At 45.7% G+C, this 14,509-nt stretch carries 18 protein-coding genes, 1 tRNA gene, 1 pseudogene and 1 other annotated feature; of the genes and pseudogenes, 5 read left to right on the forward strand and 15 right to left on the reverse strand.

Translation table 11 applies throughout. The features are described from left to right. Nucleotides 1–113 precede the first annotated feature (113 nt). The 5 genes and pseudogenes from rplL to LRM48_RS01830 all read right to left on the reverse strand — a co-directional run. Nucleotides 114–491: a 50S ribosomal protein L7/L12 gene (gene rplL / locus LRM48_RS01810; protein WP_243812418.1), complete on the reverse strand. Its 378-nt coding sequence runs from the start codon at nucleotides 489–491 to the stop codon at nucleotides 114–116. A gap of 65 nt (nucleotides 492–556) precedes the next feature. After that, a complete protein-coding gene (gene rplJ, locus LRM48_RS01815; RefSeq protein WP_243812417.1) occupies nucleotides 557–1,081 on the reverse strand; it encodes a 50S ribosomal protein L10 in 525 nt (174 codons plus the stop codon). A 59-nt stretch (nucleotides 1,082–1,140) separates the two neighbouring features. Continuing rightward, nucleotides 1,141–1,278: a sequence feature (ribosomal protein L10 leader region), on the reverse strand. 37 nt (nucleotides 1,279–1,315) lie between these two features. Next, the gene (locus tag LRM48_RS01820) at nucleotides 1,316–1,642 is read right to left on the reverse strand and encodes a WhiB family transcriptional regulator (RefSeq protein ID WP_243812416.1); all 327 of its coding nucleotides are present in this window, start codon (nucleotides 1,640–1,642) and stop codon (nucleotides 1,316–1,318) included. Nucleotides 1,643–1,815: 173 nt separating this feature from the next. Beyond that, on the reverse strand, nucleotides 1,816–1,986 hold the full coding sequence (locus tag LRM48_RS01825; RefSeq protein WP_243812415.1) for an LPXTG cell wall anchor domain-containing protein: 171 nt from the start codon (nucleotides 1,984–1,986) through the stop codon (nucleotides 1,816–1,818). 831 nt (nucleotides 1,987–2,817) lie between these two features. After that, a pseudogene (locus LRM48_RS01830) lies at nucleotides 2,818–3,054 on the reverse strand (Ig-like domain-containing protein); the annotation flags it as partial. A 100-nt stretch (nucleotides 3,055–3,154) separates the two neighbouring features. On the opposite strand from LRM48_RS01830, the gene LRM48_RS01835 reads away from it, so the two are divergent. After that, on the forward strand, nucleotides 3,155–3,409 hold the full coding sequence (locus tag LRM48_RS01835; protein ID WP_243812414.1) for a hypothetical protein: 255 nt from the start codon (nucleotides 3,155–3,157) through the stop codon (nucleotides 3,407–3,409). A 201-nt stretch (nucleotides 3,410–3,610) separates the two neighbouring features. Here the strand turns inward: LRM48_RS01835 and rplA are convergent, their stop codons facing one another. Further along, nucleotides 3,611–4,297, reverse strand: a complete 687-nt coding sequence (gene rplA, locus LRM48_RS01840) for a 50S ribosomal protein L1 (protein WP_129634984.1) — start codon at nucleotides 4,295–4,297, stop codon at nucleotides 3,611–3,613. Between the two features lie 470 nt (nucleotides 4,298–4,767). On the opposite strand from rplA, the gene LRM48_RS01845 reads away from it, so the two are divergent. Together LRM48_RS01845 and eno are read left to right on the forward strand one after the other, a co-directional pair. Continuing rightward, on the forward strand, nucleotides 4,768–5,268 hold the full coding sequence (locus LRM48_RS01845) for a hypothetical protein (RefSeq protein ID WP_243812413.1): 501 nt from the start codon (nucleotides 4,768–4,770) through the stop codon (nucleotides 5,266–5,268). 33 nt (nucleotides 5,269–5,301) lie between these two features. Continuing rightward, entirely contained in the window at nucleotides 5,302–6,582 is a 1,281-nt protein-coding gene (gene eno / locus LRM48_RS01850) for a phosphopyruvate hydratase (protein WP_129637412.1), read from the forward strand. Between the two features lie 74 nt (nucleotides 6,583–6,656). Here the strand turns inward: eno and LRM48_RS01855 are convergent, their stop codons facing one another. The 8 genes from LRM48_RS01855 to LRM48_RS01890 form a co-directional block, all read right to left on the reverse strand. Beyond that, nucleotides 6,657–7,214 (reverse strand): L-threonylcarbamoyladenylate synthase, encoded by a 558-nt coding sequence (locus LRM48_RS01855; protein ID WP_243812412.1) that lies wholly within the window; start codon nucleotides 7,212–7,214, stop codon nucleotides 6,657–6,659. A 59-nt stretch (nucleotides 7,215–7,273) separates the two neighbouring features. Beyond that, nucleotides 7,274–7,699: a 50S ribosomal protein L11 gene (rplK, locus tag LRM48_RS01860; protein WP_129632624.1), complete on the reverse strand. Its 426-nt coding sequence runs from the start codon at nucleotides 7,697–7,699 to the stop codon at nucleotides 7,274–7,276. Nucleotides 7,700–7,765: 66 nt separating this feature from the next. Continuing rightward, nucleotides 7,766–8,311 (reverse strand): transcription termination/antitermination protein NusG, encoded by a 546-nt coding sequence (gene nusG, locus LRM48_RS01865; protein WP_129632621.1) that lies wholly within the window; start codon nucleotides 8,309–8,311, stop codon nucleotides 7,766–7,768. A 10-nt stretch (nucleotides 8,312–8,321) separates the two neighbouring features. Continuing rightward, nucleotides 8,322–8,651, reverse strand: coding sequence for a preprotein translocase subunit SecE (gene secE, locus LRM48_RS01870; RefSeq protein WP_243812411.1), 330 nt, complete (start codon nucleotides 8,649–8,651; stop codon nucleotides 8,322–8,324). An 89-nt stretch (nucleotides 8,652–8,740) separates the two neighbouring features. Then, entirely contained in the window at nucleotides 8,741–9,937 is a 1,197-nt protein-coding gene (locus tag LRM48_RS01875) for an ATP-binding protein (protein ID WP_243812410.1), read from the reverse strand. 30 nt (nucleotides 9,938–9,967) lie between these two features. Continuing rightward, on the reverse strand, nucleotides 9,968–10,660 hold the full coding sequence (locus tag LRM48_RS01880; RefSeq protein WP_243812409.1) for a YgjP-like metallopeptidase domain-containing protein: 693 nt from the start codon (nucleotides 10,658–10,660) through the stop codon (nucleotides 9,968–9,970). 2 nt (nucleotides 10,661–10,662) lie between these two features. Further along, on the reverse strand, nucleotides 10,663–11,205 hold the full coding sequence (locus LRM48_RS01885; RefSeq protein ID WP_129744334.1) for an AAA family ATPase: 543 nt from the start codon (nucleotides 11,203–11,205) through the stop codon (nucleotides 10,663–10,665). Between the two features lie 60 nt (nucleotides 11,206–11,265). Beyond that, a tRNA-Trp gene (locus tag LRM48_RS01890) sits at nucleotides 11,266–11,342 on the reverse strand. Between the two features lie 126 nt (nucleotides 11,343–11,468). On the opposite strand from LRM48_RS01890, the gene LRM48_RS01895 reads away from it, so the two are divergent. Together LRM48_RS01895 and LRM48_RS01900 are read left to right on the forward strand one after the other, a co-directional pair. Next, on the forward strand, nucleotides 11,469–12,671 hold the full coding sequence (locus tag LRM48_RS01895) for a glycosyltransferase family 4 protein (protein WP_243812408.1): 1,203 nt from the start codon (nucleotides 11,469–11,471) through the stop codon (nucleotides 12,669–12,671). Continuing rightward, a complete protein-coding gene (locus tag LRM48_RS01900; protein WP_243812407.1) occupies nucleotides 12,668–13,870 on the forward strand; it encodes a glycoside hydrolase family 57 protein in 1,203 nt (400 codons plus the stop codon). Before LRM48_RS01895 ends, LRM48_RS01900 begins: the two co-directional genes overlap by 4 nt. Before the next feature lie 66 nt (nucleotides 13,871–13,936). On the opposite strand, the gene rpmG is transcribed toward LRM48_RS01900, so the two are convergent. Then, entirely contained in the window at nucleotides 13,937–14,155 is a 219-nt protein-coding gene (gene rpmG / locus LRM48_RS01905) for a 50S ribosomal protein L33 (RefSeq protein WP_129632843.1), read from the reverse strand. Nucleotides 14,156–14,509 lie beyond the last annotated feature (354 nt).

Consider the following 14,509-nt stretch of genomic DNA (forward strand, 5'->3'; position numbering starts at 1 on the left):
AAATTTTACTCTTGAAATTGACGTGTGGTTCGTGATATTAAGATTGGCGACATAAAAATCACCGCCCAGGGCGGACGGTGATTAAACGAAACAAATTGGCGTTATATAACAAATTATGAAAGCTCAACAGTAGCGCCAGCGTCTTCTAAAGTTTTCTTTGCAGCTTCAGCTTCGTCTTTAGAAACTTTTTCCTTGACTGGCGCTGGAGCGCCGTCAACGATAGCTTTTGCTTCACCTAGACCTAGGCCAGTGATTTCTTTAACAGCCTTGATGACTGCAACCTTCTGAGAACCAGTGTCTTTCAAAGTAACTGTGAACTCAGTTTTTTCGTCAGCAGCAGCGGCGTCACCACCAGCAGCTGGACCAGCAACAGCGACAGCTGCAGCAGCTGGCTCGATGCCGTATTCTTCTTTAAGATGATTTTTCAATTCGTTAACTTCTAGAACTGTCAATTTTACAAGTTCTTCAGCCAATTTCTTAATATCAGCCATTGATATTCTCCTTTATTATTATATTGTTGCGATGAATGCAACGTTACTAGTGTTGATTGCTAAACTTAAGCAGCAGCTTTGGCTTCGATGCCGTCCAAAAGTCCGTGCAAATTGCCGCCAAGCGCGTTGACTGTGTCGTGTACTGGTGATAGCAATTGTGATACCACTTGAGCAACGAGTTGGTCTTTGCTTGGTAGGCCTGCCAATGCTTTAACGTCAGCTTCGCTAATTGCCAAGCCTTCGCCTGAGAAGCCACCTGCAAGTTGTAGTGCTGGATGTGTTTTTGCAAACGTGTCCAATACCTTTGCTGGCATAACTTCATCTTCGCTACTTACGGCGTAAACCAATTGACCAACCAATAAGCTGGTGTCGGTTTCTTTGTAAGTGTCGATTTCCTGAAGAGCTACGCGTACCAATCGGTTTTTAACAACCTTGATGGTAACGCCCGCTTCGCGAGCTGCCTTGCGTAGTTCTTGTAGGTCGGCAACGGTAAGGGTTTGATATCGAGCAAAAGCCGTACCCTTAGCGTCTTTTAATAGCTCTGTCAGTTCAGCAACCAAAGTTTGTTTTTTATCGCGTGAAATTGCCATAAAAATCCTTTCTTTGATTGAGTTAATTTGTTATGTGCCAATTTGTTAACGTGCGGTAATGGAGAATCAAAAAAACGTCTTTGATTCTCGCACTACCAAAGACGTCAAATAAAACTGTTAGTTTCATCCCTCGGTGGTATTTTTACACTTGTTTTATGTCAAGTCGCCACTGTCTTTGGTAATGTTCCTTAGAATTGTAGCAGAAATGACAACGAAAAACAAGAGTTATGGCGATTATTTTCCAGCCGATTCAATCGCCTTTTTTATCGCATTTTTGCCTAATCGTGATATTCTTCTGCGTTGAGGGGGAGTTGTACCTCCCCAAATTCCATATTCTGTATATTCTGGGTGGCGGAGCGCATATTCTAAGCATTGCTTTAATACTGGGCATTTTCGGCACATAGCTATGGCGGCTTCCGCGGCTTCTGTCTTTCTGACACCTCTTAAATCTTGGTCTGGAATATTTGGGTCTATTTGGAAAAACAAGCGATTAGCTTCTTCGGGGGCTAATTTCGCACATTCGGTGCCGTCTAATAGACTTTCGTTATTTAATTCTGACATATTTATTATTTTACAATAATAACGTAATAAAATCAATAGGTGTCTATGTCTAACCAAAGAGAAAACCCGCTCCGTGGTGGAGCGGGCGAACGAACCTCCTTTTCTCTCTGATATCTATCTGTCTTCGTCGAGGGGTGCTAGTCGATTAAACTAACACCCCTCGACGATAAGGGTTAGTCCTCTGGGTGTGCCGTCTGGCGACGACGCGCCCAAATAAGGAATAATCCTCCGAGAGCCACTAGCGCGACCGCGCTGGTGACTGCGTCTCCACTTGCACCAGTGATCGCCAGCTTCTTGTGCTGGCGTGCTGGTGCCGGTGTCGCCGACGGCGTGGGTGTCGGCACCGGTGTTGCCGACGGTGTCGTGCTCGGCGTGGGTGCCGTGGTTGGCGTCGGGCTCGGAGTCGGCGTGACCGACGGGCTTGGTGCCGACGGACTCGGACTCGGTGATGCCGACGGAGTCGGAGTGACCGACGGAGTCGGCTCCGGTGTGGGGCTCGTCGACGGGGTCGGCGCGGGTGCCGACGGGCTCGGACTCGGTGCCGGGGTCGGCGTGGGCGCCGGGCTCGGAGTAGGTTCCGGAGTCGGGGTCGGCGTGGGCGTGAACCCGGCGTTGCCGCCGGATTCGCGCCGCACCACTCGGGTGTTCACTTCCCAGGACTTATCCTGGGAAGTGATGGTAGCGGAATCGCTCCACGGACCGGGGTCCGCGGGGTCGACACCAACGTTCAGCTGGAGCCGGGCTTTTTCACCCTGATTCAGTGCAACTTTGATCGTCGCCTTGTCACTAGCACAACTAGTGACACCAGGCTCTATGAAGCGCTCGTACTGAGGCTGGCCCCAGGGGCCAGCCGAGTGGTACACGCCGACTCGCCCAACCAGTAGATCACTGCATACGAATTGCTGACCTGGGGAGGTCAGCGTGTCCGTCACGACGAACTCCTGTCCATCGTGATCGGCGGTCGGGAGAACCACCGTCACGTGCTGTGCGTTCCCGTCCACGGACCCCCACTTAGAGGGGTTATTTCCGATGACGGAGCAGCCGTCGCAGGCACCCACTTGGATAGACTGTCGACGGATGACTCCGTCGACATTCCAGCGAAGTTCCCTGGTTTCTCCAGGGACCAGGCTGGGTTCCATATGCACGGTCCACCACGCCGAAGCGTGGAAGTCCTGGCGCCCAGGAACCTCGACCTGTTCGGTCGACGTGACGGTCACTGTGCGGGCGGTACCGTTATACGTGGCGTATCCGATGACCACTCCGGAAGGAGTCGTCATCGGGACGGGGCTATCATCACCGTCTGTCCCGAGCTCACTCGGGACAGAGATGATGATAGAGTCTCCAGAGCAATGACCCTCTTCGAGGGTCAAAGTAATCGAAAATCTCACCGCCTCATAGGCGGTGAACTCCACAGACCCATCCTGAGTCTGGAGGAGTGTGTCAACTTCCCCAGGAGAAATGTCCCGGGAAATACACCCGTGCCCGCCGTTGGCGGGTTGAGCGTCTTTGTCGGTGGCTGTCGCAGTAGCGACAACGCCAGACGAAGACCGATCTTCGTTGTTGGTGGCTGCTGTCGTGGTGACAGCGCCCGATGCCTGCCCGGTAGTAGCACCAGACGACTGGGCGGTGGTGTTAACCGACTGGGCTTCTGCTGCTGACTGTGACGCCTCTTCGGCGGCACGTGTTGCGCCTCCGAAGAAGAGAAGCATTCCGATAATGCCGGCAAGAATTGCCAGCATTGAGACTCTCAGTGGAGTCTTGGCGTGACGGCTCATCACACCATCCTTTCTCTCGTGAAAACTTTAGATACAGATGTTAAGGTCCTTATCCAGCTAGGCTGGAAATCAGGAGACCTGAACATCAGCATCTAGTCGGACTTTACTATTTTATCATAAAAAATGAAAAATGCAATAGTAACACAAAAATCCCGCCAGAATCGACGGGATTTAATTGATCGAAACGTAAAGATTACAGAGAGTTCTCTACTTTAATGCCAGGGCCCATAGTTGTGGCAATTGCAACGCTCTTAACGTAAACGCCCTTTAAGCTGGATGGCTTCTGGGAGTTCAAACTGGTTAAGAATGCGCGTGCGTTTTCTGCCAATTTTTCAGCGCCGAATGACACCTTGCCGATTGATAAGTGAACGATGGCTTGCTTATCAACGCGATATTCAACTTTTCCGGCTTTCGCTTCAGAAACGGCTTTAGCGACGTCAGTAGCGACAGTGCCAGACTTTGGATTTGGCATCAAACCGCGTGGACCAAGCAAACGTGCGTATTTACCAAGCTTTGGCATGTACTGTGGAGTTGCGACCAAAATGTCGAAGTTCAACTCTTCCTTGTCCAATTGGCTTAGGAATTCTTCGTCACCGATGATGTCAGCGCCAGCTTTTTTAGCGGCAGCGTGTTCTGATTCTGGTGCAAAAACTGCTACACGAACATCCTTACCCGTACCGTGTGGCAATGCTACGGTTGAACGAATGTTTTGGTCGGCTTGGCGTGGGTCAACGCCTAGGCGGATGTGGATTTCAACGCTAGCGTCGAACTTGACTGGGCTGGTTTCAGTAGCCAACTTCAAAGCTTCGTCTAAGCTGTACAATTTGTTCTTTTCAACGTTTTTTGCAGCATCCTGATATTTTTTACCGCGGCGCTCCAAGCGTGGACGAGTAACTGGCTTTGGACCTTTCTTTACGTGAGCTTCGGCGTCGTCTGATTGTGGAGTAGTGTCGCCAGCTTCCTTGCGAGCTTCCTTCTCTGCTTTTTCAGCGGCTTCGTCAAGAGCTTTTTGGCTGCGTTTGCCAGATTTAGCGACAACAGCTTCGCGCTCAGCAACAACGTCTTTGTCTTTGTTGTCGTGAGATTTGCTTGCGTCTGTAGCTTCTGCAATTGCTGCTTCAATTTCAGCGATTGTATTTTTTTCGCTGACTTCTAATTTTAGTTCTGCTGCTTTTTCTAGCAACTCGGCTTTCTTTGCCATAAAAATCCTTTCTGTGGTACAAACGGCAATTTGTCGTCTTAACAAACCAGCCTCCCAGCATTGATTGATAATAGTGAAATTATACCATATTTTCAGAGATTGAGGCAAATGTTTGATTTTATGGAAAATAATTGTACAATATCTATACTATGAGTGAAGTTTTAAGTAGTCCAGATGATTTTGAGGAAATAGTAAGTGGAATTACTCCGTCTTGGGAGAAGGAAGATGCTATAATCGTTCCGCCACAATGTGAATCTTGCCCGAGAGTAATGGCGGCACTACTTGAATTGGATGAATATAAGAAAGCGGTAGGCGAACTCCTGGGAATGGCGTCGGCGAAAGAGGAGGAAATTGTAGTAGTTGACGTACTTACTGGCGAAAGAGTGTCTGAAGGAGTTATTGACTACGCTTGTAAAATAGCTGGCGGTAAATTGGGTGGATTAAGCGAGAAAATAGTAAAAACACAGAGATATATTTCTATTATAGCCAAAGAATGCGAAGGACCTTTAGCTCTTAGGGCGTCTGATGGTTATCGGTTTGTGAACGTCGCTATGTGTGATAGTCCGAAGGTATTTTATTCAGGATTGGGTGAAACTCAAATTGGTGAGCCGGTGATAATACAGCGCTACCAGGAGGAAAATAAAGATTAACATATAATTGCTGTTTTTGATAAAATAGTAATTATGGATATAACAATTACAAACATACAAGCAAGGCAAATTTTAGATTCGCGTGGAAATCCGACGGTTGAGGCGGACGTGACTTTGAGTGACGGTTCGTTCGGGCGTGCGGCTGTTCCGTCTGGCGCAAGCACTGGCTCTTTCGAGGCTGTTGAGCTTCGGGATGGTGAGTTGGCGTTTGGCGGTAAAGGTGTGCTTCGTGCGGTCGAAAATGTCAATGGTGAAATTGCGCAGGCTTTGAAGGGCTCTAATCCGTTTGATCAGGCTGCAATTGATGAAAAAATGAAGAGTCTGGACGGTACGCCGAATAAGGCGCGCTTGGGTGCGAATGCGATTTTAGCGGTGTCGCTGGCTGTGGCGAAAGCTGCTGCTAAGTCGCGTGGCGTGGAGTTGTATCAATATGTCAATAGCTTGGCTGGAAATCCTACAATGTGCTTGCCGATGCCGATGATCAACGTGATGAACGGCGGTCAGCATGCGCTCGGTGCGACTGATTTTCAGGAATATATGATTATTCCAACTAGCGCGGCAACTTTTGCGGACGCAGTTCGAATGAGTGCGGAAGTTTTTCACGCGTTGGCAAAAATCCTGAAAGACGAAGGCTATCCTACGACGGTTGGCGATGAGGGCGGCTATGCACCTCATGTCAGGAATGGTAATATGGAGCCTATTTTGTTGCTATCTCGCGCCATCGAGCAGGCTGGCTATAAATTAGGCGTGGACTTTGGTTTTGCGTTGGACGTTGCGGCTAGCGAGCTTTACAAGGACGGCAAATACAACTTGGCGACTGAGCACCGAATTCTGTCGGCTGATGAAATGATTCGCACGTATAAAGCCCTGTTGGAGCGCGTCCCTGTTCTCTCGATTGAGGATGGATTGAACGAAGAAGCTTGGGAAGATTGGGAGAAAATGACGGCTGATTTGGGCAATTTTGCGCAATTGGTTGGCGACGATCTTTTGGTGACGAATGTCGAGCGATTGAAGCGCGGAATTGAAGAAAAGGCTGGTAATGCGATCTTAATCAAGCCGAACCAAATTGGTACGTTGACCGAGACAATTCAGGCTGTTTTGATGGCGAAGAATGCTGGCTGGAATACAGTGATGAGTCACCGATCTGGCGAGACGGAGGACGTAACGATTTCTCACTTGGCGGTCGGTTTGGGTACGGGTCAAATTAAGACTGGCTCGATGTCGCGGTCAGAGCGAATTGCTAAGTATAACGAGCTGCTGAGAATTGCGGAAAAGCGCCCAGATTTGGAGATTGCACATCCGTTTGTGAAGTAACTCGCGCAAAAAGACTTCCCCGTAATTCAGAGGAAGTCTTTTTTATTTGGCGATTTTTGGCAATTTTCCGAGGATTATCTTCTTAAAAACTCAATCTCCCCGCCCTCGTTGATTCGGACAATTTGCGACGGTTGAGTGTTGGCGACTTCTCCAGAATCGACATAAATCGACACTAATTCGTGGAAGTAATTTATCGCTTCGGTGATGTTTTTTGCCGGTTCTTCTCCTGATGGATTTGCACTGGGCGCGACCAAAAGACCAACGGTTCGAATTAATTCTGCTAATGGAGATTCTGGCACGACTCTGAATGCCAATGTTCCACCATTCCTCGGAAGATGCGGCAGAAAATCAGGACTCACTTTGATGATGATTGTTGTTGGTCTATTTTTGGAGATTTCTTGATATTTGTGTTTGATCGACGGCGTGAGATTAGGAATGTCATCAATATCCGCAACCAAAATAATGACCGGATTATTCAAGGGGCGCCGCTTAACTTCGTATAATTTCTCGACGGCTTTTTTTGAATTGGCAGCGGCTAATATTCCGTAAATCGTGTCAGTTTTAGCAATTATCAATTGCTCGTTCTGGAGCGCGGAGATTACACTGTTGTCTAAAATATTCTTCACAATCATTTATTTTACCATAAAATAACCCCGAGAAGTTCGGGGCTATTTGCTAAAAGTTCTGTAGCTTAGTCTACGACTTCAACGCCCATTGAGCGCGCTGATCCGGCGATAACTTTCATTGCGCCTTCGATGTCGATTGCGTTCAATTGGTCTTTTTTCGCCTCAGCGATTTCTTGCAATTGTGCGCGAGTAATCTTACCAACCTTGTCTGAGTGTGGCTTGCCGCTGCCCTTTTGGATTCCAGCTTTCTCACGAATCATATCGTCAACTGGCTGACCAAGTGAGTTCCAAGTAAATGTTCGGTCTTCGTAAACTTGAATGTGAACAATTACGTCCTTACCCATCATGTCTTTTGTAGCGTCGTTGAATGGATTAATGAAGTCCATCATGTTTAGTCCCCACTGACCAAGCGTTGATCCCACTGGAGGACCTGCTGTTGCTCGACCGGCTGGAATGCGTAATTTCAAATTACCAATAATTTTCTTTGCCATAGTTCTTCCTTATAGTTTGTAGTGCGTAACTCGAATATTATATCGAAAAATGCTTAAAATTGCAAGCTAAACTTTTTTAACCTGCAAGGCGTCCAACTCGACTGGAGTGTCACGGCCAAACATACTGACCATAACCTTCAAAGTGCCCTTAGATGCGTCAATTTCGCTCACGGCGCCATCAAAGCCCTTGAACGGACCATCGATAATTGAAACAACTTCGCCCTCTGAGAAATCAATCTGATGCTTTGGCTCTTCAACGCCCATTCGCTTCTTAATTTTCGCAATTTCTTTTTCAGAAACTGGAGTTGGTGTAGTGTCGGCACCCACAAATCCTGTAACGCCTGGCGTGTTGCGGATGATATACCAAGTTTCGTCGGTCAATTTCATCTCAACCAAGACATAGCCTTGGAAAATTTTAGCTTCAACAATTTTACGCTTACCGTTGCGAATTTGAATTTGCTTTTCTTTTGGCACGATAACGTCAAAAATCTTATCAGCCATATCGACGCCGTTGATTCGTTGGCGGATTGATTCGGCAACTTTTTCTTCATAGCCAGAATAGGTGTGAATTGCATACCATTGCTTACTGTCGTCATATCGTTTTGAACTCATAATCTCTCCTCTATTTCAAAATTTGGTTAAAGCCCCAGTTAAATGCGGCGTCAAGTAATAAAATCAGAACGACAAACACAAAGGTGAAGATAAGCACCGCCGCTGTCATTGCCCAAGTGGCTGAGCGGGTTGGCCAGCGAACTAGCTTCAACTCTTCCCAAGCGCCCTTAAAATATCCAATCAATCCACCTTTTTCGCCAGACTTTTTAGGTGCTTTTGTGGTGACTTTTGTTGGTTTATTGATTTTTTTCGCTACAGCTTTTTCTTTTTTTGGCGCGTCGTCAGTAGCCTTGATTCGACGAACCGTAGTTTTGCTGCTTGCCTTGCCTTTCTGTGCCATATTTTCTCCCAATTTAAAAAGTCTGTTTTTCACAGACTGTCAATAGTCATTGTAATTCATCCGAGTCAAAAAAACAAGTTGACCGAATATTATTTGTCATTATTTTTGAACTCTTTAAGTTTGAATCCGAACGTCGATCCATGGTTTAATCGGCTCTCTACCTCAATTTTACAGCCCAACTTCTTCGCCAACTTAGCGGAAACGTATAGACCTAATCCCGTGCCTTTTGTCTCGCGGGTTCTATAATCTTCTGCGCGGTAAAACTTGTCGAAAATTTTTGCCATGTCGGCTTTACTAATGCCAATTCCCGTGTCAATAACCTTGAAGGTGATTTCGCCAGATTTATTTTTCTTGATAGATAAAGTTATGGAGCCTTTTTGTGTATATCGAATGGCGTTGGTGATGAAGTTTTGGAGAATTTCCTCCAGATATAGACGAGAAACCTTAACTACGCCAAGCCGTCCGCCGATATCCAAATTGAAAGCCAAACCTTTTTCGCCCGCCTGAGGTGAATATTCATAATTTATCTGAGCCGCCAACTCCGTCACGTCAATTATCTCTGTTTCATCAGCTACTCCTCGCTCGGCGCGCGACAGTGTGCTGAGATCGTTGATCATTCGCGCTAAGAATAAAATTTGCTTATGAGATTCGTCAATAGCTTCGGGAATTTTGCTAGTCATTTTACGCTCGATCAGCAATTTGGCGTTGCTCAGCGAGCCTTCAGCAATAGCAATTGGCGTGCGCAATTCGTGACTAACTACGCTAATAAACTCATCGCGCTCCTCCTCGAGACTCTTCGTCTTCGTAATGTCGCGCAAAATAAGCACATATCCGTCCGGCGTCATCTTGTCGCCGCCTTGAACTGGCGCAAGCGTAACTTCCAGGCGAATATAATCGTCATCTTCGATTTTCATCAGGACGTCGTCGCGCTGGCGAATTGCGGAAGATTTGGTGAGTTCCTTAAAAATGTCAATCGGCTTTTTATCTGTCGTTTCAAGGTTCAGCACTTGGCTGATATGTTCGCCGTTAATTCCGCTGTTAGTATCAATCAAATTAAGTGCCGCCGAATTGTACGTATTGATGATTCCGTGTTCGTCCGTACTGAGAATCGCGTCGGTAATATTATTGATAAGCGTGATCATTCTTTGATGTTCACTGAAGCTTTTTTTATGGTTTTTCTTACAATCAGATTTATCGCTAATTTCCGACAATATTTTATGTAAAACAATAGCTATAACACCTAAAACAACACTCAGAGTGATCAATAGAAAAATTAGCGCCCACATAGCTAAAGTATAACATAAGCATATGCGTTTCTATATGTATGGCGAATATTTTTTCAATTCATTTCGGTGGATTTTATAATGCGGGTCAAATTTGGCAACTTCGTCCCAGAATTTCGTCGAGTGATTCATATGTCTGGTGTGGCATAATTCGTGGATAATTACGTAATCAATCAGCTCAAACGGCAAGTTCATCATTCCGATATTCAAGCTAATCGTCCCAGATGAGGAGCAGCTTCCCCAGCGACTTGATGAGTGTGTGATTTTACTCCGAGCAAAAGAAAAGCCGTGTTCTTTCGCTAAAAATGACAATCGCCTTGGTAAATATGACTTGGCTTCTTTTCTGAGCGCGACCAGAATTTTACTGCGGATAAGTTGTTGGTTTGCGGCCGATTCGACGGATTCCGCCTCGTTGATTTCTGCCAATATCTGCGTTCCGACGATTTTTACACTCGAAGGTTTCGTGGTCGTTTGTATCAATAAATTATGACTTTTGCCGATTTGCTGATTTTTCGTGTAAGAAAGTTTTTCTCTGTATTGAGAAACTAATTCGCGGATTTGCTTCCGGGAAGTTTTGACCAATACCTTTGCAGCTAACAGCGGCGCATATGGCGGCATTGTAATTTGTATTCGTCCGTCTGGCGCAATTTTCAAGCTAATGCTCTTTGCTAAGCTGCGTTTTTTAACGACAATTTCTCCGAATTCTTCGTCGGTAATAATTGTCATGGTTAACCTATGTTAATACGATTTCCGGCAATTGGGCGGCGTGGAGCTTCTGGGCGACTGGCGCCAATTTGCTTGAGAACAGTGCGAGCTTGGCTGCTTAAGGTGTGGCGACCGCTAATCACGACGTAAGATTCGCTGCTGTGTGGCGCTGAAAACTGCTTCAATCGTCGCTCGAAAGATTCATCATTTCCGCCGTAAGTCTTTATCCAGCGATGCTTGGCGGTGGCGGGATCGGTTTGTACCCAAACAAATAGGACTTTATATCCGTATTCCCTGGCAAGGCGATTGATACGCATACGATTCGTGCGCTGATCTGTTGATCCGTCCAAAATGACAGTTTGCTTAGTCTTCAAAAATTCTTCCAAAAGCGACAATGTTGCGTCAGAAATGGTCTTTGTATTGTCCGTAAAAACTTCAAATTGTCGAGAACTTACCACTGGAGAATTGAAAATCTTCGCAAATTCTACAGCGAATTGTGTCTTCCCTGAACCTGGCGCACCAACCATGGCGATGATATGCGGAAGTGAAGGTGATAAAGGTTTCATATTGAAAAATTATAGCAGATTTTTGACCAATAAAAAAGATTCTCTTTCAAGCGAGAATCTTGGCAGGAGTGGAGGGACTCGAACCCCCGACACCTGGTTTTGGAGACCAGTGCTCTAGCCACCTGAGCTACACTCCTATAGCAACTATTTTATCACGAATTAGCTTTGTCGCAAATGTTAAAATTGTGAAAAATAAAAACTCGTGAAAAAGATCCCAAAATCCCTTGAAAAAACATAAGCGTAGTTCTACAATTAACTCAGAGATGAAAATTTTAATGCTTGGGTGGGAACTTCCTCCGCACAATAGTGGCGGACTTGGTGTTGCTTGCTATCAGATGTCGAAGGCGCTTGCTTCAGAGGGCGTTGATATTGATTTTATTATCCCCTACACCGCCGAGCATCCTGGAATTGACTATATGAATATCTATTCAGCCACTCCTTTGCCGCCGAATTATCACGATTTGGGTGCGTATAATAACGGTTCAGAGGAAGATCGTGAAAACGCTAAGGACGAGTGCGGTCTTTCACCAATGCGTGCCGTGCAGAGGCGTTACGGTAAATACGTTCGGAAGTTTGTAAAAAATCATCAGCCCGATGCGATTCACGCGCATGATTGGTTGACGATGGAAGCTGGAATAATTGCCAAAGAAATGACGGGCGCGCCACTAATTGTGCACGTTCACGCGACGGAATTTGACCGTTCTGGCGAGCAGTCAGGAAATCCTTTGGTTCACGAAATTGAGCAGCAAGGCTTGTTGATGGCTGATCGGATAATCGCCGTTAGTGAGATTACGAAGGAAATAATTGTTAAGAACTATCACATTCCGCCAGAGAAAATTGAGGTGGTTTATAACGCGATTGATTTGGCTGATTTGCCGCCACATGAGTATGACGCCAGCACTTACAGGTACTTGGAGGAGCTGAAAAAGGACGGCTATACGGTTGTCGGCGCGTTGACGCGACTTACGGTTCAGAAGGGTTTGACGTATTTTGTGCGAGCTGCAGCGAAGGCGCTTGAAAAATATGAGAAAATCGTTTTTGTTTTATCTGGAAATGGCGAGCAAAGAGATGAACTGATTGAGCTAGCGGCAGATTTAGGGATTAGCGATAAGATGATTTTTACGGGATTTGTGCGCGGAAAACAGTGGCGAGATATTTACTGTTTGATTGATGTTTTTGTGATGAGTTCGGTTTCTGAGCCGTTTGGTTTGACTGCTTTGGAGGCGGCGCACCATGACACGGCGTTACTTATTAGTCGTCAATCCGGCGTCGGCGAGGTTCTGAATAATATTATGCGGTTTGACTATTGGGATGTGAATAAATTGGCGAATGAAATTGTTAATATCGCTGAATCACCTGCCCTACAGAAATCTTTGAAGAAAAACGTTAAGAATGAATACGCGAGAATTTCCTGGCAAGACGCCGCTAGAAAATGTCTGAAACTGTATAAAGGAGCGCTGGCATGAATAAAAATAAAGGAATAGTTTTATATCTACACGTGCACCAACCGTGGCGAATACGCGAGTATAGTATATTTGACGTGGCTTGGAAGCATAATTATTTCTCTGGCGGTCAAAATCCAGACCAGGACAATCAAAAAATATTCCAAAAAGTTGCAAAAAAGTCGTATTTGCCGATGAATGCTTTGCTTGAAAAATTGCTGAAAAAGTATCCTGATTTTAAGATTTCGCTGAGTTTTAGCGGAACGTTTTTAGAGCAAGCCGAAAGGTTTAATCCTGAAGTTTTGGAGAGTTTCAAGCGCTTGGTAAAGACTGGTCAAGTAGAAATCTTATCAAGTCCGTATCATCACAGTCTGGCGTTTTTCTATTCGCGCAAGGAGTTCGAGCGTCAAGTTGAGCTTCATCGCTGGAAGATTCGCGAGATTTTTGGTGCAGAAACGCGAGTTTTAGCAAATACGGAATTGGCGTATAGTGATGACTTGGCGAAATGGGCTGAGCAGGATGGCTTTAAGGGTGTGTTGGCTGAAGGCTGGGATCCGATTCTGAATTGGCGCAGTCCGAATTATGTATATCGCCCGAGAGGCACGAAGAAGATTGGATTACTACTTAAGAATTATCGATTGAGCGATGATTTGGCGTTTAGGTTTGGTGATCGAAAATGGAATGAATGGCCGCTGACCGCGGATAAGTTTAATACATGGGTGGAAGATTCTGTTCGTTACGCGCCACTGCTTAACTTGTTTATGGACTATGAAACTTTCGGCGAACATCAATGGGCGGAATCTGGGATTTTCGGCTTCTTTGAGAAGTTTGTTAATAAATGGCTGAGCGCTGACGGCAATACTTTCTATACCGTTAGCGAAGCACTGGACGCGAATGCGCCTGCCGGTGAAATAAGTATGCCGTCGCCTGTAACGTGGGCGGACGCCGAGCGGGATTTGACGGCTTGGAACGGAAACAGCCTGCAGAAAGAAGCTTTGCGATATGTCTATGAGCTTGAGGATGAGGTCTTGAATAGTAAGGACGAAGGTTTAATTAGCGATTGGCGAAAATTGCAAACTTCAGACCACTTCTATTACATGGGGACGAAGAATTTTACCGACGGCGACGTCCACGCTTATTTTAGCCCGTATAATTCGCCATACGACGCCTTTCTCTACTATATGAACACCATTCGTGATATGAAATCTCGATTGAGAAAATAATCAAATGTTCTTGCTAAATAAAAACTCCCTCTTAATGCGAGGGAGTTTCTGTATAATCCTGTTAAATTAGCTTTTACGAGCTTTAACTTCGTTACGACCAAGGTTCTTCTTAGTCTCGGTGTAAGTAGCGTGTTGCTTTGCAATTGGGTCGTACTTACGTAGTGTCAATTTACCCTGACCTTTTGTGGTGCGGTTCTGGGTGTTAACAGTAGTATAGTAAGTTCGGTGGTTGCTCAAGTTACTCACCAAACCAATCAGCTTTCGTTTCGTATTCTTCTTTGCCATCTCTTTACTCGTTAGATTTTATAAAACGTCTTGACTAATTATAGCATGGGTGAAGTGAAAATGCTAGTACCATATCAGATTTTACTAATTTTCATGCTTACTTCGCCAATTGACAAGGAGCTTCAGACTCTAATCTTTCTTTTCCAAGTATAAATATTTATCCAGCCATTCATCTGTTGGCTCAAGGTGTCTGTCGTCAATCTTTTTAAGCGGCATATTTTTTGCCATATCATCCGCAAGTTCCAATATTACATCCTTATATAGTACTACATATAAAAGAAAAGATAGCCCCAGGGTCGTAGGATTTCTCGGGCTTTCGCCTTACTTCCATTTGGAAACCTAGAGCTATTCCTT

Origin of the sequence: Candidatus Nanosynbacter sp. TM7-008, assembly GCF_022828245.2 — a bacterium.
Taxonomy (GTDB): Bacteria; Patescibacteriota; Saccharimonadia; order Saccharimonadales; family Saccharimonadaceae; genus Nanosynbacter.